The sequence below is a fragment of the Ruegeria sp. CDSA021 genome (assembly GCF_059612325.1).
The window spans coordinates 25,359-45,904 of sequence record NZ_JBXWQJ010000004.1 but is presented as its reverse complement, the minus strand read 5'-3'; the positions used below and the strand labels follow the sequence as shown (position 1 = coordinate 45,904).

Genomic DNA, 20,546 nt, shown 5'->3' with positions numbered 1-20,546 from the left:
ACAGAGGAGAAACCAAGTATGTTCAAACATCTACTTGCCGCAGTAACCCTTGCCGCGATGACCGCGCCAGCCGCTTTTGCAGCCGATCTGGAGGGCCGCGTCCTCAAGATCGGCACGGATGCGACTTATCCACCGATGGAAACCGTTGATGAAGCAACAGGTGAAATTGTGGGTTTCGATGTCGACGTCATGAACGCGATTTGCGAGCGCGTGAATTGCGTTCCGAACTTCGTCAACACCGCTTGGGACGGCATCTTTGCCGCGCTTCAACAGGGTGAGTTTGATCTGGTGATCTCAGGCGTGTCCATCACGCCAGAGCGGGAAGAAACCATGGATTTCTCGGACCCCTACATCGTGGTCAGCCAGGCCATCCTACTCCAGGTCGACAATGCCGACATGACGCTGGACGATTTTAAAGCCGGGGGCCAAAAGCTTGCCGCACAGACCGGCACGACCAACGCACAGCTCGCTGAAGAGCTGGTAGGCCGCGAGAATGTCAGCCTCTACGACAACTTCTCAGCCGCCATTCTTGCGCTGCAAAACGCGGACGTTCAGGGGGTGATCATCGATGGCACCTCGGCGTCGGCCTATGAGCAAGAGTTTGCAGGCGAGTTGACCGTTGGCATCACCGGCCTGCAATCCGACCCGCTGGGCATCGTCTTTCAGGAGGGCGACCCAACCGTTGATGCCATCAACGCAGGGCTGGCCGAGATTCAGGAGAACGGTACGCTGGATAAGCTGAAAGCCAAATACTGGGGCACCAACTGATCCCATAAAACTCAATCGGCCCCGGCGGAATACTTCGCCGGGGCTTTGAACCAGCGGAGAACCCCATGTCGCGCCTCAGCTCGATCCGCCCGAGCAACCTTGTGTTGCTCGCAGCAGCGCCGTTCATCATTTATCTGTTTGCCACCTCGTCCAAATACTTGCGATCTCTGGTCGCCATTCTGGGGATCGGCAACAACGCGGTGCCGATTTTTGTCGGGTTCCTTCTGATCCTGACGACGGCGATTTTGGGCTATCTCTGCGCCCGCCATTTGCGCTTCCAGTCGCAGGCACCAGCCTGGTTGCGCGCGGCGGCATTGGCTGCGTTTCCGGCGGCGGTCGGGCTATCGATACTTGCTGTTGTTGCACCTCAGATTCTCCTGCCCTTCGCCGAGTCGGTGTTCTTTCATGCGCTCAGCGAAAACACATCTACGCTTATTGACCGGTCCAACCAAACCTGGGTTTTGTTCCCAGAGGTAGTGGTACAGGTTCAGACCGGGCTGCAAATCCTGCTGGTGATCTACGCGGTGGTCATCGCACTGTGCTTGGTATCCGGCCGTCTGAACAACCCGTCGCGCGGCTATGCTCAAATCGGGTTTGAGGTCCTGACCGGAGCCACATTGTTCTATTTGATGTTCATGGCGCATTGGCAGTTTGCCACCGGCGTTGCCATTACATTCCGCGCCGCGATCTTTGCGTATATCTTCGCAGCGATCCTCGGGCTGATCTGGGTGGGGTTGCAATCGTTCAAACCCAAGGCGCGCACCACGATGGTGTATGGCGCGATTAGCCTGGCCTTGTTGGGCGTCTCAGCCTTCTTTTTCATGCAGCCACAGGTGCATTATGTCCTTGTCGGTGGCACCGAAGCCCGTATTGCCATCGTGCGCGGCACCCCACAGGCGCAGGCTGACATCATCCGTTTCGGCGAATTCAAAGGTGGCGGAGAACAACAATATCGCATCCGCAGTGCGACGGATGCCGCTTCGGCCCTTGAGCAAATCGAAACCGTCGACAGCGTCTCTGGCGCGTTTGTCCCAGTTGAGGCGAACACGCAGGGCTATCCTGTGCTCTGGCAAACCAGCTTTTTGCCCGACAAATTTCGCAATCTTGCGCTGGCCTTTGCAGTCTTTGGCCTTTTGCTATTGACGCTGACCATTGGTGGCGCACAGCACAAACTGCACCCCCTGGCGGTCGGGGCAGAGTTCTTTGTAGATACGATCCGCGGCATCCCGATGCTGGTGATCATCCTTTATATCGGCCTGCCTCTGGCTGGTGCGGTCAAGGACGCCACAGGCGGCGGCATCGACATGACCAATATGACGCGCGGCATCATCGCCATCTCGGTCGGATATTCCGCCTATATGGCCGAAATCTTCCGATCCGGGATCGAGGCCATACCCAAAGGACAGTTGGAGGCGGGCAGCTCTTTGGGCTTGTCTCGATGGCAGACTGCTCGGCTAATCGTCTTGCCGCAGGCATTGCGGATCGTGACCCCCCCCTTGGGCAACGAATTCATAGCAATGATCAAGGATACCTCGTTGCTATCAATCCTGTCCGTCCGTGACATGACCCAAAGGATGCGAGAGTTTCAGGCAGCAAGTTTCCTGCCTTTCGCCCCCTTCAATACGGCGGCCATACTTTATGTCGTGATTACGTTGGGTTGCGCCAGCTTCCTGAAGTGGATCGAACGCCGTGCCGCAAAGGACACCAGATGAGCAAGCTTGAGTTGGGGGTTTGCTATTACCCTGAACAATGGGACCCGTCCGAATGGCGCGACGACGCCAAACGCATGGTCGAGATGGGGCTGGATTGGGTGCGCATTGCCGAATTCACCTGGGGCTTGATCGAACCCGCGCGCGGGCAATTCCACTGGGATTGGCTGGATGAGGTGATCGAGGTTCTGGGGCAAGCCGGGCTAAAGATCATGATGTCGACTCCGACGGCAGCCCCGCCAAAGTGGCTGATCGATGAGCATCCTGAAATCCTGCCGGTCGGACCGGATGGTCGGGTCAGGGGATATGGCTCGCGTAGACATTATTGCTTTTCCAGCCAGATTTATCTGGCCGAGGCCCAAAGAATTGCCACCGAGTATACCCGCAGATATGGGAAGAACCCTCATGTCCATGCTTGGCAGATCGACAATGAATACAACGATCACGATACGGTGCTCAGCTATTCAGATGCAGCACGCAGCGGCTTTCGACACTGGCTGGAACAGCGATACGGAACAATCGACGCACTGAACCAAGCGTGGGGAACTGTGTTCTGGGGATCGCTTTATTCCGGATTTGACCAGATCGAACTGCCCAACGGTCTGGTCGCGTCCCCGAACCCAACCCATGCGTTGGACTTCATGCGCTATTCATCGGACAGGGTGCGTCTATTCAACAAGGCGCAGGTCGACATTCTGCGGAACCATGCTCCGGGTCGCGACATCACGCACAACTTCATGGCAGGCAGTTTCGAGTTCGACCATCACGCCGTTGCCGCCGATTTGGATGTTGTTGGCTTTGACAGTTACCCGCTGGGCAACCTGATGGGCTCGACCATGCCCGACGACGAAAAGCGTCGCTATTTGCGGACAGGTGCACCGGATTACCAAGGCTTTCACTGCGATCTCTACCGCAGTCAGGGACGCGGACGGATGTGGATTCTAGAACAGCAGCCGGGTCCAGTGGACTGGGCGGCCTCGAACCCTTCTCCGGCAGAGGGAATGGTGCGGCTCTGGACTTGGGCGGCTTATGCGCATGGTGCACAAGCGGTGATGTTTTTTCGCTGGCGGCAGGCAAAATACGCACAGGAACAATACCATTCGGCTTTGCTGCGTTCGGATAACAACCTGGATCAAGCGGCCGTTGAATTGGCACAGATCGTCAAGGATCGCGAAACTTTGCCACCTGCGGCGCGACGAAAGGCCAAGGTGGCGATGCTTCTGGATTACAGTTCGATCTGGGCGGCAGACATCCTGCCTCATGATGATGATTTCCCGAACAGTCACATTTTCCGCGAATGGTATGCCAGCTTGCGTCAACTCGGCGTAGACGTCGATTTCCTAGGCCCAGAAGATGATCCAGACGGCTATGCGCTGATCCTTCTGCCCCAGAGCATGATTATGAGCACAGATCTCGCCGCTAAACTCACAGCTTCGGGCGCGAAACTTGTGATTGGGGCTCGGTCCGGCAGCAAAACACCACAGATGCACACACCCGATAATCTGGCGCCCGGCGCGTTGGCTGCGCTGACCGGAGTACGTGTCACGCGCGTCGAGTCGCTGCCCGCTCTGGCACAAGAGTACGTGCAACTGACCAACGGCCAGCGGTACACTTTCACAGGTTGGCGCGAAATTGTTGAAACAAAGGAAGGCATCCTGGCACGCTTTGACAGCAGCTATCGCGATGGAAGTCCTGCAATTGTCAGATCGGACCGCGCAACTTATCTGGCCATGCTCCCGCGCGGTACGTTTTTACAGTCCATTTTGAAACAGGCTTTGGATTGGGCAGGGTTGAAAACTCTGGAGTGTGACCCCGACATGCGCATTGCCCGACGCGACACATTGCATTTTGCGTTTAATTTTGGTGACATTCCTAAATCTCTGCCTGCCGGGGATCATCGTACATTCTTGATAGGAACTGACCCTGTAAATGTTGGGGATTTAGCAGTTTGGCAAGAAAATGGGCCACCCAAAAAGACTATCTGAATGGGCTCTTACTAAGAACTGGACTTAAGGTTTTTGGAAACTGTCACTTTTGGACTGCCGAACTGACAAAGAAAGTCCTATAAATAAAAAACAAAAACAAAACAGTCCATCATGGGAGAACACTAATGACTGATAAATCAACTCTTTCCAGACGCACGGTGCTAAAGGGCGCGGGTGCTGCTGCTTTGGCGGCGCCGCTTTACAGCAAAAGCGCGCTGGCATCGTCGGGTGAGATCAACATTCTGATGTGGTCGGATTATCTTCCGCCCAGCTTCATCGAAGAGTTCGAGACTCTGACCGGCATCAAGGTAAACTACACCGGCATCGGTTCGAACGAAGAAATCATCAACAAGATGAAGGCCACCAAGGGCCAGGGTTTTGACATCGTTTCGCCAACCAACAACCGCTCTTTGCAGTGGGAACCGCTGGAGCTGCTTCAGCCATTTGACATGAACAAGGTTCCGATTGATCTGGTGAACCCTGCCATGGCAAAGATCGGCACTGACGCGTGGGACTTTGGTGGATCAGGTGCGCATTGGCTGCCGCATATCTGGGGCACCGAGGGCATTGCATACCGCACCGACTTGTGGCTGCCGGAAGGTGATGCGCCGTCTTATGGCGACGTTTGGGCGGAAGCAAACGCGGGCAAGACAATGGGCCGTGCGCATTCGATGATGCTGGGCGCAGGTCTGTACATGGAACGCGCAGGCGAAATGGAGCCGGGCTCGGTCTGGGCCGCATACGGTGATGAAGACACCATGCGCAAGGTTTGGGGCCAGATCACTGACTGGTGTGTCGCGCGCAAGGATCGCATTAAGCTGATCTGGAACGACGCTGACACACAGAAAAACGGTCTGCTGAACGAAGGTGTTGTTGTTGGTCAAACCTGGGACGGCCCGCCACTGGCGCTTAAGTCCGCTGGTGAACCGGTGCACTATCAGGCACCCGTCGAAGGTGCGATGGCTTGGGTTGACGGTATGTCGATTCCGAGCGGCGCGGCGAACATCGACCAGATCTACGCCTTCGTCGACTTCGCCTATCAGGCCAAGCCTGCCGGTGTTGCCATCGACAGCCACGGGTATAACTCGCCAGTTCTAGGTGCAGACCAGTATTCGGGCGACACCTACAAAAAGAACTTTGCCGAGGCCTATCCGGGCGACTCGCTGGCCAACCTTAACCCGTGGCCGGCCGAAGCACCTTGGTATGCTGAAACACGGACCGAGTTCGTCAACAAGTTCAAGAGCGCTTAAGCGTTTCGAAACCTTGCCCTTCGCGATCTGCGGGGGGCAATCATCTGTGCGCCGCTCCGGCGTAACGGACAGTTATGTGGTGCGGTGCTAATACGCGCCTCAGGGGAGATACCAAAAATGAGTGCAGGGGTCGGAGTCGATCTGGAAAACCTGTGGATCCGTTTCGGTGACTTCGTCGCCGTGCGCGATGCAAACGTCAACATAAACGGGGGCGATTTCTTTTCGTTCCTCGGACCGTCTGGCTGCGGTAAAACAACCATCTTAAGGGCTGTCTCAGGTTTTCTTGAGCCCAGCGAAGGCAACGTTCTGATCGGCGGCAAAAACATGCGAGGTATTGGGCCAAACAGGAGGCCCACCGCACTGATCTTTCAGAACCTTGCGCTGTTCCCGTTGATGAAGGTCTGGGAAAACATCACGTTTTCGATGGAAATCAAAGGTGCCAGCAGCGCCGAGCGCCGCAAGCGCGCTGATGAGCTTCTGGACATGATCGCGCTGCCAGAGCAGGGCGACAAACTGCCCAGCGAATTGTCAGGCGGTCAGCGCCAACGTGTTGCTATAGCCCGTGCTTTGTGCGCCGAGCCTGACGTTCTGTTGCTGGATGAACCGCTGTCGGCACTTGACCTAAAACTGCGCCAACACATGCGGACCGAGCTACGTGAAATTCAAAAGCGCGTCGGCATCACATTCATTTATATCACCCATGACCAGGGCGAAGCGTTGACCATGTCGGACAATATCGCTGTTATGCGCGCGGGTGTGATCGATCAGATTGCCAATGGCAAGACCATCTACAATGATCCCAACACGGCTTTTGCGGCCTCTTTTGTGGGCGAAAACAACGTGTTTCGCGGCAAAGTTAAACAAGTCATGGGCAATGAGGCTCTGATTGCGACCAATCGCTCGGGCGATCTGGTGGCGCGGATTTCGACAACCAATCAAGGCAAGATGAAGGAAGGCGACGACGCAATGATGTTCGTACGCCCCGAAGCTTTTGCCATTGCACCCGATGGCGCCTCAGGCGATCATTTCGTCACGGCGCGTGTCAACCACGAAGAGTTCGAAGGCAACGCCTTTAACATCTTTACCGAAGGTGAAGGTGGGAAAGAGATCAAAGTGTCGATCCCGAATCACGGACAGTCTTTCGACGATCACACCGGACAGAACATCACGTTGGAATACGAGACGCATAACGCCGTCATCGTCCCGGCGGGTGAACTGGCCGCAGAATAAGGGGACCAACTCATGCCCCAGTTTTTGAAAGATTTCTTCAATCGCAACGGTACCGGTATGGGGTTGGCGATCCTGGGCCTGGTCCTGTTCTGGACAATCGGCCTGATCATCCTGCCGCAGTTGTCGATGCTGGACTTTTCGTTCCGCCCGAACCTGCCACCGCCAGAGATAGGCGGGCCCAAGGACGTCTATACTCTGGAAAACTATAAATACTTGATCTACGGCCCCGAGGGCGGCAGTCAGGACTATAACACAGTCGACCTGAGGGTGTTCTTCCGCACCCTCGTGGCGGCCGTGTGCGTCACGATTTTCAACCTGATCATCTGCTATCCGATTGCCTACTACTTGGGACAATCCGAAGGCAGCCATATCCGAATCTTTGCGATCATTCTGATCATTCCCTATTGGATCAACGAAATCCTGCGCGCCTTTGCGCTTCGCATAATCTTCGGTGAAACCGGCGTTCTGAATACGTTGTTCATGGGCTTGGGGATATGGGATACACCGTTCGACTTCATCCGCAACGATATCGCTCTCTATGCGGGTCTGGGCTATGCCTACATCCTGCTGATGATCTTCCCGATGTATAACGTCATTGAAAGTCTGGACAAAAACCAGATCGAGGCTGCCCGCGACTTGGGCGCACCGTGGTGGCGGATACATTGGCGCGTGGTCATACCTTATGCCAAACCGGGCATCAGTTCGGGCTGCACCATGGTGTTCATGCTGAGCGCCGGTGCGTTGGCCGCGCCGCAGATTTTGGGCGGACCGTCGAGCCTGTGGTTCACGCAGCTGATCTATCAACAGTTCAACGACAACAATGACTGGCCACAAGGTGCCGCCTACGCGATCGTTCTGCTGGTCACTTGTATCCTGTTCGTGCTGGCCATGATGCGCATGTTCAAGGTGAACATGGGGGATATCGGGAAATGAATAATTCCTTCCTCCGCATAAGCATCTGGGTCTATCTGGTGCTCTTCTTCCTGTATCTGCTGGGACCGCTTGTGATCATGTCGATCACCGCGTTCAACTCGTCGGGTTTCCCACGGATGAGCCCTTGGGAGTGTCTGACCTTCCAGTGGTTTGGTGAACTGTTTCAGGATCAGCGTATCCTGAACGGTATCAAGAACTCGCTGATCATCGGGCTCGGTACGGTGGTCTTGTCCGTGGCCATGGGGCTGGCAGGTGCGCTGATGCTGACGCAGATCTGGCCTAAACTGCGCGCGACCTACTATACGGTCATCATCGCACCGATCCTGATCCCGGGCGTGGTTTTGGGTATCTCGACGCTGGTGTTCTGGGATCGGATCAACCGGATGCTGGGACTGGGCGCGGATAGCTTCCTGTCGAACGGCATCTTCCTGACGGTGATCGGCCAGTCCACCTTTATCGCCAGCTATTGCATGCTGGTTCTGGTGGCGCGATTGCAGCGCTATGACATGGCTCTGACAGAAGCAGCCTTGGATCTGGGCGCCACGCATGCACAGGCGTTCCGCAAGATTCTGCTGCCGTTCATGCGCCCGGCGATTGCCTCAGCGGCGGTATTGGCGTTCCTTGCATCGTTCGAGAACTACAACACCACCACCTTCACTTTTGGTGAGTACCCAACACTGACGATCGAGCTGGCCCAGAAGGTCCGCTATGGTATCACACCCGCGATCTCGGCGCTGGCATTCATCATCGTTGCGCTGACGGTGTTCTTTGCCTTGCTGAACGAGGCGAAGCTCAAGCGTCAGGAACTGGTGGCAGCGGCGCGCAAAAACGCGACGGTTGAGGAACTGGCAGGCAAGATCAAACTGCCCAGCTTCTTTGCCGGTAACATGGCAGCGGTTCTGCTGGTCGTATTTGCCATTGCAACGATCACGGTTGTCGGCACTGCTACGGCCTACGATCCTGGTCAGTGTATCGCCGACGTGCGCGAGCAGAAGCAACTGGAGGCCGAACAGCGCATTCAGGAACTGCGCAAGCAGCGCGAAGAACGTCGCAAGCAGCGCGAAGCCGAAGAAGCTGAACAGGGTGGGGCGCAATCCACGCCCAAGCCCTCAAACAACAGTGGTTTTGGAAACGTGTTTGCCCCGAACTCTCTAGGTGGAGACGAAGGCGAAAGCGACGATGGTTCGTCCGACGCAGACCCAGCCCCGTCGAACAACAGCGGGTTCGGAAACGTCTTCGACCCTAACAGCCTGCAAAACGACGAGTAGCGTCGTAGGTTGATAGCCAAGGCATCCGCCCGGATCAGGATCAAATCTGTCCGGGCGGATTGCGTTTCAGGATGGCGACATCGCAGCCCGGAACGGTTTTCCTGTCCCAGATCACCGGGTCCGCGTTATAGTTGATCAGGAAAACATGATCAGCAGTCTCGCGCATCCGCAGCCCTGGCGGCATGGTTTGCACACGCAACCCTGTTTGCTCTGCCGCCATCAGTATGATCCGGTCCCAGAGCGACTCGTCGGGGAAACCTGCCAGATACCAAAGCCCGGAATTTCCCTTAAGCGCAGGCGTTCCGTCTTCAAAGCTCAATAAATCGGCGGCCGATCCCGACAGGCGATCCACCCAATGCAGGGCCGCACCACCCCCTTGAACGGGTCGTTCAACCGTCGGAGGTAGCGTTTCAACCAGATCGACCTCACAGTCCAAGGCGCCCAACCCGGGACGGCCCGTATTGGGAATTTGGAAATCATGCGTAATGGCTCCACTGCGGGGGCCAAGGATCGCGAGCTTACATGCCTCTTGCAGACGGCGCTCCAAATCCTGGTCGATTGTCGCGAGGCCCGGCGCAAGGATCAGATCGTATTGTCCTGAAATGTCATGTTTCGATACGATATCCACCGACAACCCCGCGCGCCGCAAAGCGCGATAGGCGGAAAAGACCAGTCGAAAGTAATCAAACCCAGCCCCCTGCGGCTGAGCAGCCCATGCCCAGTCCGACGCATAATCAAACAAAATGGCCACTCTGGCTTGCACCTGAAGAACTTCACCCAACTCGGACAGTGTGTCAGCGGTCTGACGTGCCTCGTTCAAAGCAGGCGCGGGGCGGTTATTCGACGTTAATAAGCCCGCGTGCATCTGCTCTTGGGCGAAGGGGGCCTGACGCCAGCGGAAATAGCTGACCACCTCAGCCCCATGGGCAACAGCTTCAAGCGACCAGAGGCGCACCATTCCCGGCAGGGGGGCTGGATTGAACGGTGCCCAGTTCACGGGACCGGGTTGCTGTTCCATCACCCACCATCGTCCATATCCGACTGCCCGGTACAGATCATGGTGAAACGCCTGCATATCCGGGTCGCCCTGCTGAAGAAAGGCGATCTTATGCGCGTCGTCATCTTCCAGCCGGTCCGACAAAAACCCAATCGGATAGCTGTCCCAGGTGGCAATATCCAGATCAGCGCCGACCTCGAAGTGATCGAAATTCAGAACACGACCCATGTAGTTGTGCAGCAGTGGCGCATCAGTCAACTGCCTCAAGACGTTAACCTGAGCCTTGTTGAACGCCACAACCTGATCCGAGCTGAACCGCCGGAACGCCAATACGTGGGCTGGGTTCGGTTCGGTCACGGTTTGATTGGGCAGATCGATCTCATCAAAACTGGCGTATTCCATCGACCAGAACACATTGCCCCATGCTGTGTTGAGCGCTTCGACGGATCCGTATTGATCCGCCAGCCAATGCCGAAAGGCTTGGAGGGAAGGGACGCTGTAGCTGACCGTTGTGTCGTGGCACCCGTATTCGTTGTCGATCTGCCAAACGGCCACATGCGGATTGCGGCCATACCGCTCTCCCATGATGCGGGCTATGCGTGAGCATTCGTCGATATAGCCTTTATGGCTAAAGCAATAATGCCGCCGCGATCCAAACTTGCGCGGGTGCCCATGTTCATCCACAGCCAACATGTCGGCGTGTTTGTCGATCATCCAGCGCGGCGGCGTTGCCGTTGGCGTGCCCAGTACGACCTTCAATCCTGCGGAACCAAGTGTTTCGATCGCGCGGTCCAGCCAATCGAGCTGCAGATTACCCGGCTGTGGTTCCATACGGCTCCACGCAAACTCACCGATTCGGACCCAGGTCAAGCCGGTGGCGATCATGCGCGCGGCATCCGCTGCCCACATCGCCTCGGGCCAGTGCTCGGGATAATAGCAAACGCCAAGTTCCGGCTTCATAAGATGACCTTGTGTTCTGCCTGACCCCGCCCGACATTCAGCGCGGCAAAGGTCATTCCGTTGTTTGGTTGCGCTTCGATTTCGCCGACGCTCAACCCCTGACGCGCTGTAGTACAGAACAGCGTGCTCAAGTCACTGCCACCAAAGGCCGGGCAGGACGTGTGTGCCGCATCGAAAGACACGGCGCTCAGGAATTGTCCATCAGGTGTGTAACAGGCAACCCGGCTGGCACCCCATTGTGCAATCCAGATGTTTCCAGCGGCATCAACCACAGCGCCGTCAGGGTTCAGCCCCTCATCCCTAAGATCCAAAAAGACCGAATGATCCCCTTCAGGCCACCCGGTTTCTGCATTCAGCTTCCAACACCGAACCTGCCCTGTCACGGTATCGCAAAAGTAGGCAACGGACCGATCCGGTCCAAAACAGATCGCGTTCGAGATTGTCACATCCGCAACCAGACGCCTCAGCTCGCCTTTCCAGAACCGATAGATCGATCCGGCCGCTGGTTCGGCCTGCTTTCCCATCGTTCCAATCCAGAACCCACCCCAAGGGTCGGCGCGGCCATCATTGGAGCGGGTCACAGGATTGTCTGGCTCTAAAGGGACGATCAAGCTGCGGTCCGCAGTGGTCAGATCAAACCGCCAGAGCCCGGATTCTGACGCCAGAAACAGCCTATCTCGGTCGACCCACCCTGCGGCAGAGACATGTTCGTCAAATGCCCAGCTAATTGACCCTTGTCCATCACGGGTCATCAGACGTTTGCCGATGATGTCGAACCAAAACAACTGTTGCCGTTCGGGGTGCCACAAAGGCCCTTCGCCCAACTCACACGGGCGGTCGTCAAAAACAGTGCTCATCCCGTCGCCTTGTCATAGGCCGCAACGACGCGGTGGGCACGATCTGCTATTTCGGTTACGTCCATGCCAGGTTGAAAAAGCGCCGATCCGATTCCGAACCCGTCTGCACCGGCCTTGATCCACTGATCGAAATTCTCAGGGCCTGCACCACCTACGGCAAAGACCAGCGCGCCATCAGGCAGAACCGGGCGCAAAGCGGCCAGCCCGGTCGGCCCTGCCATCACACCGGGAAACAGCTTCAGTCCTGTGGCCCCAGCCTTTAGGGCCGCAAAAGCTTCGGTCGGGGTGTAGACACCCGGCCAGCTTTGCATCCCCAGAGCGACCGAGCGTCCGATGACGTCGGCATCATAGTTTGGCGATACGATCAGTTTGCCCCCGGCGTCCGAGACCGCTTCGACCTGATCGACGGACAAAACCGTGCCCGCGCCAATCAGCGCCTGATCCCCAAACGCCTTGGCCAAAACGGCGATACTGTTCAGCGGGTCGGGTGAATTGAGCGGCACTTCGATCCGGTCAATCCCCGCGTCAAGAATTGCGCGCCCAACGGCTTCGGCCTCTGTCGGGTTTAGTCCACGCAGAATGGCGATGATAGGACGGCTCATGAATTCACCTTGTCTTTAGCCAGAGCAAGCCCTGCCAGCGTCGCCGCAGTGGCGTTTACAGTTTCGGCGAATGCGCCTTGCTGCTTTAGCGCGGCGGCATAGATCTGCGACACACCGTCGGCGCCAATGACAGCCAGCTGTTGTCCCAACCAATAGGGCCGGGTGGCGGCCAACTCGGCACCGATCAGCAAACCCGAAAGCTGCGCCCGAGCGGTGCCCTTGTCCTGACCCTGCAGCAAATCTGCCGCGCGCAGGCCGAAGAGACGTGCAGCAAGTTGTTCGGGCTTGGACAAGGTATCTGCAACTGCGTCCGCAAAGGCATTGTCGTCCCAACCTTCGCAAACCGAGTGCCGCAGCACCGATTGCCCGGATAACAAGTCAAACATCTCTCCCGTCATAAACGTCCGAAAGCTGACAACTTCGCCTGCGCTGACCTGAACCCATTTTGTATGTGTTCCGGGCAAACAGATCACCCCATCCCAGTTCTGATGTGCGGCAAGAAATCCTGCGATCTGCGTTTCTTCGCCGCGCATAACGTCCGGCGGTGCCACCTGTTTCAGACCCGGCACCACAAAGGCGCGGATACGTGGATCGGTGCCGGGAACACGGATAGGCGCGGCTGGCAGCGGTTGGCTCGGCACAGCGCAATAGGGTGCCTCGACCCAACCTTGCCGCGCCCCAACCATACCGCAAGCAATCACGTTCACCTGGGTATCTACGAGCCAGGATTCAATCAGGCCCAACAATGCGGCTTGGAACCCATCCTGACCGATACGTGCCATACCGGCGTCGGACTGCGCCTGATCGAGCACCGTGTGCCCTTGCATAGCCCACGCCCGCAGATGGGAGGTACCCCAATCAACAGCGATCCAGTCTGTCTTCATCACGTTACCCCGTAACCACAACGCCACCGTCAACGACCATGCATTGACCGGTCATCGCGCGGCTGGCCTTAGACGCCAGAAACAAGGTGGGCGCAATCATGTCTTCGGGTGTCAGATGTTCTTTCAAGCATTGCCGATCCAGATGTGCAGCCAAATCTTCGGGCGTTGCCCACATGTCCAGTTGTTTCTGCGTCAGAACCCAGCCGGGAGCCAGAGCGTTCACCCGGATGTTCTGCGGACCAAGCTCACGTGCTAATGAACGCGTCATGCCTGTAATTCCAGCATTTGACGTTGTGTAGATCGGATACCCCGCGTTGCCCATCATGTAGCTGATCGAACTGAAATTGATGATCGCACCCCCGTCTTTCATTTGCCGGGCCGCTTCCTGACAAGCGAAATAGTAGGCTTTCAGGTTGACCTCTATCATCCAGTCCCAGAACTCTTGAGTGGTTTCGTCCAATGCGTGTCGTTGGTCATTGGCCGCATTATTTACCAATACGTGCAAGGGACCGTGCGCCTCGGCGGCTTGGCGCATGGTGGCGTGCAGCAACTCGGTGTCGGTCATGTCACCCTGCATGAAAAGCGGCGCGCGGCCATGCTTGTCCCGCATCTCCTCGACGAACCCGCTGGCGTCTGAGCGACCGATGAAAGCCACGTTGCCCCCCTGAGCCATAAATCCATCGGTTAATGCTGCGCCGACGCCCGAGCCGCCACCAGTGATATAGACAGACGCCCCGTTCAGGTCAGGGAATGTTGCTGTTTGATCCATCAGTGGCTCTCTCTGGTTACAAGGCGGGTGTCTTTGCCCACTAGGAAATCAAGGTCAGCGCCTCGATGGGCTTGCAGCACATGGTCAATGTAAAGCTTCGCGTATCCGCGGGTGTAGTGAGGATCGTCCGGTTGCCACGCAGCACGACGGGCTTCCAGTTCTTTTTCATCCACCAAAAGTTCCAGTTCGCCCTTTTTGGCAGAGACGCGGATACGGTCACCAGTTTTGACCAAAGCCAGCGTGCCGCCTGCCTGCGCCTCGGGGCTGACATGCAGGATGACGGTCCCATAAGCCGTCCCCGACATGCGCGCGTCCGAGATACGGATCATGTCGCGCACGCCCTCTTTCACCAGCTTGGCCGGGATCGGCATGTTGCCAACTTCTGGCATTCCCGGATAACCCTTGGGGCCACAGCCTTTCAGAACCAGAATGGTATCGGGTGTGACAGGCAAGTCATCTCGGTCGATATTGGCTTTCAGGTCTTCGATATTCTCAAAAACGTATGCTTCGGCTTCGGTTTCCAGCAGTTCGTCCGTCGCCGCCGAAGGTTTAACGATGGCTCCGTCCGGTGCTAAGTTGCCGCGCAACACACGCAAACCAGCAGCGGATTTCACTGGGTCGTTGAAGGGGCGGATAACGTCCGAATTGAAGCATTCGGCTCCTTCGCAATGGGCCGATATGTCTTTGTTCAACACCGTTATTGCCGGGCGAAGGAAGGGTTTAAGCTCGTTCAGCACGACCGGCACACCGCCCGCGTAACAGAAATCCTCCATCAGATATTTGCCCGAGGGCATACAGTTTACCAGCAGGGGGATCTCCGACCCGATCTCAAAATCCTTGAGTGTCAGATCAACTCCCACCCGGCCCGCCAAAGCCAACAGGTGAACAACGGCATTGGTCGAGCCACCCACCGCAGCATTGGCCAGGATGGCATTCTCAAATGCCTCTTTGGTCAGAATGTCCGAGGGTTTGAGGTCCTCGTCCACCATCTCGACAATCCGTTTGCCGGTCAGATGCGCCAGTGCCATTCGGCGGGCGTCAACGGCAGGTAAGGCGGCGTTGGTGGGCAAGGACATACCCATCGCCTCGACAAGTGAGGCCATTGTGCTTGCGGTGCCCATTGTCATACAAACACCGGCGCTGCGCGACATACCGGATTCAGCGTTCATGAAATCCTGCAGCGTCATCTCTCCGGCGCGGACGGCCTCGGAGAATTTCCACACATCCGTGCCCGAGCCGATATCCTGCCCACGATATTTGCCGTTCAGCATCGGGCCGGAACTGACAACGATCGAAGGCAGGTCGACCGAGGCCGCGCCCATCAATTGCCCCGGCGTGGTCTTGTCGCAACCGCCCAGCAGGACCACGCCGTCAATGCCATAGGCACGGATTGACTCCTCGACATCCATCGCCAGCAAATTGCGGAACAACATCGCTGTGGGCTTCATCTGCGTCTCGCCCAAAGACATGACGGGGAATTCGACCGGAAAGCCGCCTGCCTCCCACACACCACGTTTGACGCCTTCGGCCAGATCGCGCAGGCCCGAGTTGCAAGGGGTCAGTTCCGACCACGTATTGCAGATGCCAATGATCGGCCGCCCATCAAAAGCGTGATCAGGGAAACCCTGGTTCTTCATCCAGGACCGGTGGATGAACCCGTCCTTGTCGAGTTTTCCGTACCAATGCTGTGAGCGGCGTTTTGTCATTTTTGCGGGGCTTTTCTTGGCTGCGGTTGGAATTGAGTATTGTTGAAAAGATGAAGATCAGGCGGCCCGAGCAGGGCGGCACCAATCGGGCAGCCAGTCGGCATGGGCCGTTAGCAAGTCGCTCACCAGATTGCGGATCTGGCGCAGGTCGAGTTCGGCCGCAGTGTGCGGATCCATCATGGCTGCGTGATATATGTATTCCGGGTTCTGATCGACCAAAGCGCGAACGGTAAGTTCCTGCACGTTGATCTGCGTGCGCATCAGGGCAATCAGTTGAGGCGGTATGTCGGCGACAACCGAAGGCTGCACACCATTGCTATCCACCAGACAAGGCGTTTCGACCGCTGCACCCAAGGGAAGTTGCGGAATTTGGCCTGTGTTCGGCAAGTTACCATAGGCTGTATATGGGGTATCCGTGACGATGGCGTTCATCAGATCGGCGGCAAATTCGTGGCTGCGGACGACTTCAATGTCGCGACCGTCGGTCAGCGTTTTGGCTTGCTTTTTCCAGTTGGCAATCTGTTCGACACAGCGTGTCGGGTACTCGTCCAGTGGGATGGAGAACTGCTCGATCAGATCCTGACGCCCGTCCTTGATGAACCAGGGGACGTATTCGGCCAGGTGTTCCGAGCTTTCGGTACAGAAATAGCCCAGATGGTCCATGACTTCGTAACGCACTTTGTTGGGGCAGCGCGGCATCAGCAGGGGCGGTTTTGGGATTTGACCACTGGCATAGCCTCTCCGCAAAGCGGGGTAGAGATCGCGGTTCTGATGTTCAAGCTTCAGGAAGAAGGCCACGTGATTGACGCCCGCGACCTTGTAGCGGATGTCCTCTTTGCGCAGGTCCAGATCGTGGGCCAGCTCTTCGACCGTGTTTTGCACCGAATGGCACAAACCAACATGCTTTAGGCCGGGGAATCGCTCGGCCAGAGCCCAGGTGTTGATCGCCATCGGATTTACATATTGAAGCAGCGTCGCGTTCGGGCAGAGCTGCATCATATCGTGCGCTACATCCCATAACACCGGAACCGTACGCAAGCCGCGCATGATGCCACCGACGCCCAGCGTATCGGCAACGGTCTGGCGCAAGCCATATTGCTTGGGAATTTCGAAATCCGTGACAGTGCAAGGTTCATACCCCCCGACCTGAAAGGCAGTGATGACAAAATCTGCGCCATCCAACGCAGCACGGCGGTCGGTATGGGTTGTAACCGTTGCACCCGTGCCGATCGATCGGATCATGGCGCGCGCCACAGCTTCGCTTTCGGCAAGGCGCTCGGAATCAATATCCATCAGGGCAAACTGACTGTTCGCCAATGCTGGGGTCAGCAGGGCATCACCCACGATGTTCTGCATGAAGATCGTGGAACCGGCCCCGATAAAGGTGATCTTTGTCATCTTACAAACTCTTGGTTTGACGTTACTTTACAGCACCGAGGGTCAGGCCCGCGATAAAGTGTTTCTGCATCAGAAAGAACATGGCAACGGGCGGTAAGGCCGCGACGATGGAACCCGCACTCATGAGCTGATAGGCGGCCCTGAACTGAGCGTTAAAGCTGGTGATACCAGCGGTGACAGGTTGGCTTTCCGCGCCCTGAGTCAGCACGACGGCCCAGAAATAGTCGTTCCAGATAAAGGTGAAGATCAGTACGCTAAGCGCGGCAATTGCCGGCTTCATCAAAGGTAAGACTACATACCAGAAGATACGGATTTCGCTGATACCCTCGACCCGAGCGGCTTCGATCAGTTCAAACGGCAGGGCGCGGATGAAGTTGCGCATGAAGAGGGTGCAAAACCCAGTCTGGAAGGCAATGTGGAAAAGTACAAGGCCGGTTTTGGTGTTGTAGAGACCGAGTTCAAGCGTGAGATCGCGTACCGGCACCATCAGGATCTGGAAGGGCACGAAGTTGCCCGCGACAAACATGAAGAAGATCCAGAGGTTCGATTTGAACTTGTAGATTCCCAGAGCAAAGCCGGTCATGCAGCTCAGCGCGACAGCTCCGATCACTGTTGGGATGGTGATCATGAACGAATTCAACAGATAGCGCGGCATGTCCGAGTTGAAGAAGACCTGTCCATAGTTGAACGCTCCCTCAAAGCTGGACGGCAATCCCCAGTAGTTGGCGTTGGTGAAATCTGCGGCGGGTTTGACCGAGAAAAGCGCAACCGCCAACAAGGGACCAAGCCATAGCAACAGTGCCAGGGGCAGCATCGCCTGATAGGTAATCTGCGCTGCTCGCGGTTGTTTTTCGATAGGTTTGGGAAACATCTCAGTGCCCCTTTTCTTCGCGGTACATCGACCACAGGAAGTAGGCGATGAAGCAGAGCATGATCAGGAACAGAATCACCGCAATGGCAGCGCCGTAGCCCATGCGGAATCCGTACTCGGACAAGGCGACTTCAAACATGTAATAGGCCAGCACGCGAGATGATCCGAAAGGTCCGCCCTGGGTCATGATCGAGATCAGGTCGAAGCTGCGCAACGCGCCGATGATTGTTACAACGAAGGCGATGAAGGTGGCCGGACGCAATTGCGGCAAGATTATATGCCACAGCATTCTCCAACTTTTTGCGCCATCCAGACGCCCGGCCTCAATCTGTTCCGGATCCACGGCGTTGAGGCCAGTCAGATACAGGATCATGCAATAGGCTGTTTGCGGCCAGAGCCCGGCGAAGATGATACCGTAGGTCACGAAACGTTCATCCCCCAGTACATTGAGAGGGCCAAGTCCAAAGAGGTCAAGGAATTCGTTCAGCAGGCCGAAAGTCGGATCATAAAACCACGTGAACACAAGACCGACGACCACCTGAGAGATCACGAACGGGAAGAAAAACAATGATTTATAGAGTCGAATACCCCAAACTGTTTGGTTCAGGAATAACGCGATGAACAGACCCGCTGGAATCGCGAGCAAATACATGACCAGCCAGATCAGATTGTTTTTCATCGAGATATAGAAAGCATCCCGATCAACCCATTCCCAATAGAGGTCCTCGTAGTTTCGGAACCCGACGTATTCCGCCGCGCCCAGCCCATCCCATTCGTAGAGTGACAGGTTGAAAGACTGGAAAACCGGAATGATCACGTAGACCATGAAGAATAGCAGCCCAGGGGCCAGAAACAGCCACGGCGCGATGCGTTGTTGGTTGCGGTGGAACCAGCTTTCCTGTTCGGGGACGTCTACTGCAACTGTCATGGGGACTCTCGGGTCTGTTGGGGTGAAGGCGGGCTTCCGCCCGCCTACGTTTGTGCAAGGCGTAGGCCGGGCACCAGCCCGGCCCATTCCGGATCAGTTGTCGTAGATGCGCTGGCGTGCTCGTTCCAGCTTGGCCAGAATGCGGTCGGCATTGTCCGGCTTGACCATGAACTCCTGAAAGCCTTCCATCGACGCTTTGGCCATTTCAGCCGGAGCGTCGCGGTCCCAGAACTGGGCGACACCGCCCGGGCTGTTGGATGAAAGCATCTGGAACCCTTGTTGCAGAAACTTGTCGTCATCCACCGCGGACTGCGCGTTCACCGGCAGCTGACCAAGGTTTGCACCATTGTTGATCTCGGTTTGCTCGTCTGCCGAAACCGCAAAGCGCAAGAACTCACGCGCTGCTTCTTTATTGGACGCATTGGCCGGGATGTGGAACGTATCTGTTGGCGCGTCTTCGGCCAGTTCGACATCGGGATTGATCGAAACGAACTGGTAGAAGTCCAGTTGATCATCTGTCAGCCCGGCATCACGCAACGGCGCAACGGCGAAGTTACCCATAAGGTAAGCGGCGGCTTCACCGTTGACCATAAAGGGCAGGGCCTCTTGCCAGCTATAGGTCTGGTGGTTGTCGATGAACGCGCCCATGTCGATCAGCTGTTTCCAGTTGGCGAAGGTCTGCTTGACCCGGTCATCTTCCCAGCTGATCTCGCCGTTAGCGAGCTGATTGTGGAAGTCGTAACCGTTGGTGCGCATGTTCAGGTAGTCGAACCAGCCACCGGCGGTCCACAGGAACTTGGTGCCGATGGTATAGCAGGCGCGGCCTGAATCGACGATCTTCTGGCAGTTGGCCAGCTCTTCTTCCCACGTGGTCGGTTCAGTCAGGCCAAGCTCATCAAAGATGTCTTTGCGATAGTAAACGCCCCACTGGTAGTAGGTATAGGGCACGCCCCACTGCTTGCCGTCGATGGTCATCGCGCCTTTGGTCGAGGCCAAATTGTCGGCAATTTCCGGTTCGGCCCAAAGGTCCGACACATCCTCAAACAGGCCAGCCTCAACATAAGGCTTCATGCGGTTGGCCGCGTACCATGTGGCGACGTCCGGGGTATCGGCCGTCAGGAAATTGCGGATCTGCGTTTTGTAGGCTTCGCGGTCGATCACGGTGGTTTCGATTTCCAACCCTGGATGCTGTTCCGCAAACCGCTCGATCATCGCTTCCATCGTCGCACGCGGCGCCGGGTTTGATGTGTCCAGGAAAATGCGCAGCTCTCCCGTCAGTTCCGCAGCTGCAGGTGCCGCCATCGCGACACCAAGCGCCAGCGCAGCTGTTGTGCGCTTGAAAGTTGAATACATGGTCTCCTCCCTATTTCTCCCATGTGCGGTTCCAAATATTGAAACCTAGTTTTATATATTGAAAACTACACATCGACT

At 56.6% G+C, this 20,546-nt stretch carries 17 protein-coding genes; 7 read left to right on the top strand and 10 right to left on the bottom strand.

Annotated features, from left to right (window positions below):
* Window positions 1-18: 18 nt before the first annotated feature.
* The 7 genes from AC2FLD_RS06530 to AC2FLD_RS06500 all read left to right on the top strand — a co-directional run bounded on the left by AC2FLD_RS06530 (window position 19) and on the right by AC2FLD_RS06500 (window position 9,143).
* Window positions 19-768 (top strand): basic amino acid ABC transporter substrate-binding protein, encoded by a 750-nt coding sequence (locus AC2FLD_RS06530; protein ID WP_496668030.1) that lies wholly within the window; start codon window positions 19-21, stop codon window positions 766-768.
* A 65-nt stretch (window positions 769-833) separates the two neighbouring features.
* Window positions 834-2,480, top strand: a complete 1,647-nt coding sequence (locus tag AC2FLD_RS06525; RefSeq protein ID WP_496668029.1) for an amino acid ABC transporter permease — start codon at window positions 834-836, stop codon at window positions 2,478-2,480.
* Complete coding sequence (locus tag AC2FLD_RS06520; protein WP_496668028.1) at window positions 2,477-4,462, top strand: beta-galactosidase; 1,986 nt, start codon at window positions 2,477-2,479, stop codon at window positions 4,460-4,462. Before AC2FLD_RS06525 ends, AC2FLD_RS06520 begins: the two co-directional genes overlap by 4 nt.
* 125 nt (window positions 4,463-4,587) lie before the next feature.
* Window positions 4,588-5,712 (top strand): extracellular solute-binding protein, encoded by a 1,125-nt coding sequence (locus AC2FLD_RS06515; protein WP_050603887.1) that lies wholly within the window; start codon window positions 4,588-4,590, stop codon window positions 5,710-5,712.
* A 117-nt stretch (window positions 5,713-5,829) separates the two neighbouring features.
* The gene (locus AC2FLD_RS06510; RefSeq protein ID WP_496668027.1) at window positions 5,830-6,942 is read left to right on the top strand and encodes an ABC transporter ATP-binding protein; all 1,113 of its coding nucleotides are present in this window, start codon (window positions 5,830-5,832) and stop codon (window positions 6,940-6,942) included.
* A 12-nt stretch (window positions 6,943-6,954) separates the two neighbouring features.
* The gene (locus AC2FLD_RS06505; protein ID WP_496668026.1) at window positions 6,955-7,875 is read left to right on the top strand and encodes an ABC transporter permease; all 921 of its coding nucleotides are present in this window, start codon (window positions 6,955-6,957) and stop codon (window positions 7,873-7,875) included.
* Entirely contained in the window at window positions 7,872-9,143 is a 1,272-nt protein-coding gene (locus tag AC2FLD_RS06500; protein ID WP_496668025.1) for an ABC transporter permease, read from the top strand. Before AC2FLD_RS06505 ends, AC2FLD_RS06500 begins: the two co-directional genes overlap by 4 nt.
* A gap of 40 nt (window positions 9,144-9,183) precedes the next feature.
* On the opposite strand, the gene AC2FLD_RS06495 is transcribed toward AC2FLD_RS06500, so the two are convergent.
* The 10 genes from AC2FLD_RS06495 to AC2FLD_RS06450 all read right to left on the bottom strand — a co-directional run bounded on the left by AC2FLD_RS06495 (window position 9,184) and on the right by AC2FLD_RS06450 (window position 20,468).
* Entirely contained in the window at window positions 9,184-11,100 is a 1,917-nt protein-coding gene (locus AC2FLD_RS06495) for a beta-galactosidase (protein ID WP_496668024.1), read from the bottom strand.
* A complete protein-coding gene (locus AC2FLD_RS06490) occupies window positions 11,097-11,957 on the bottom strand; it encodes an SMP-30/gluconolactonase/LRE family protein (RefSeq protein ID WP_496668023.1) in 861 nt (286 codons plus the stop codon). Before AC2FLD_RS06490 ends, AC2FLD_RS06495 begins: the two co-directional genes overlap by 4 nt.
* Entirely contained in the window at window positions 11,954-12,559 is a 606-nt protein-coding gene (locus AC2FLD_RS06485; protein WP_496668022.1) for a 2-dehydro-3-deoxy-6-phosphogalactonate aldolase, read from the bottom strand. Before AC2FLD_RS06485 ends, AC2FLD_RS06490 begins: the two co-directional genes overlap by 4 nt.
* On the bottom strand, window positions 12,556-13,443 hold the full coding sequence (locus AC2FLD_RS06480) for a 2-dehydro-3-deoxygalactonokinase (RefSeq protein WP_496668021.1): 888 nt from the start codon (window positions 13,441-13,443) through the stop codon (window positions 12,556-12,558). Before AC2FLD_RS06480 ends, AC2FLD_RS06485 begins: the two co-directional genes overlap by 4 nt.
* 4 nt (window positions 13,444-13,447) lie before the next feature.
* On the bottom strand, window positions 13,448-14,212 hold the full coding sequence (locus AC2FLD_RS06475) for an SDR family NAD(P)-dependent oxidoreductase (protein ID WP_496668020.1): 765 nt from the start codon (window positions 14,210-14,212) through the stop codon (window positions 13,448-13,450).
* The gene (locus AC2FLD_RS06470; protein WP_496668019.1) at window positions 14,212-15,918 is read right to left on the bottom strand and encodes an IlvD/Edd family dehydratase; all 1,707 of its coding nucleotides are present in this window, start codon (window positions 15,916-15,918) and stop codon (window positions 14,212-14,214) included. Before AC2FLD_RS06470 ends, AC2FLD_RS06475 begins: the two co-directional genes overlap by 1 nt.
* A 57-nt stretch (window positions 15,919-15,975) precedes the next feature.
* Window positions 15,976-17,316, bottom strand: coding sequence for an alpha-glucosidase/alpha-galactosidase (locus AC2FLD_RS06465; protein ID WP_496668018.1), 1,341 nt, complete (start codon window positions 17,314-17,316; stop codon window positions 15,976-15,978).
* Between the two features lie 22 nt (window positions 17,317-17,338).
* A complete protein-coding gene (locus tag AC2FLD_RS06460; RefSeq protein ID WP_050603898.1) occupies window positions 17,339-18,187 on the bottom strand; it encodes a carbohydrate ABC transporter permease in 849 nt (282 codons plus the stop codon).
* Between the two features lies 1 nt (window position 18,188).
* On the bottom strand, window positions 18,189-19,115 hold the full coding sequence (locus tag AC2FLD_RS06455) for a carbohydrate ABC transporter permease (protein WP_496668017.1): 927 nt from the start codon (window positions 19,113-19,115) through the stop codon (window positions 18,189-18,191).
* Window positions 19,116-19,208: 93 nt separating this feature from the next.
* Window positions 19,209-20,468, bottom strand: a complete 1,260-nt coding sequence (locus AC2FLD_RS06450; RefSeq protein WP_496668016.1) for an ABC transporter substrate-binding protein — start codon at window positions 20,466-20,468, stop codon at window positions 19,209-19,211.
* Window positions 20,469-20,546: the final 78 nt, after the last annotated feature.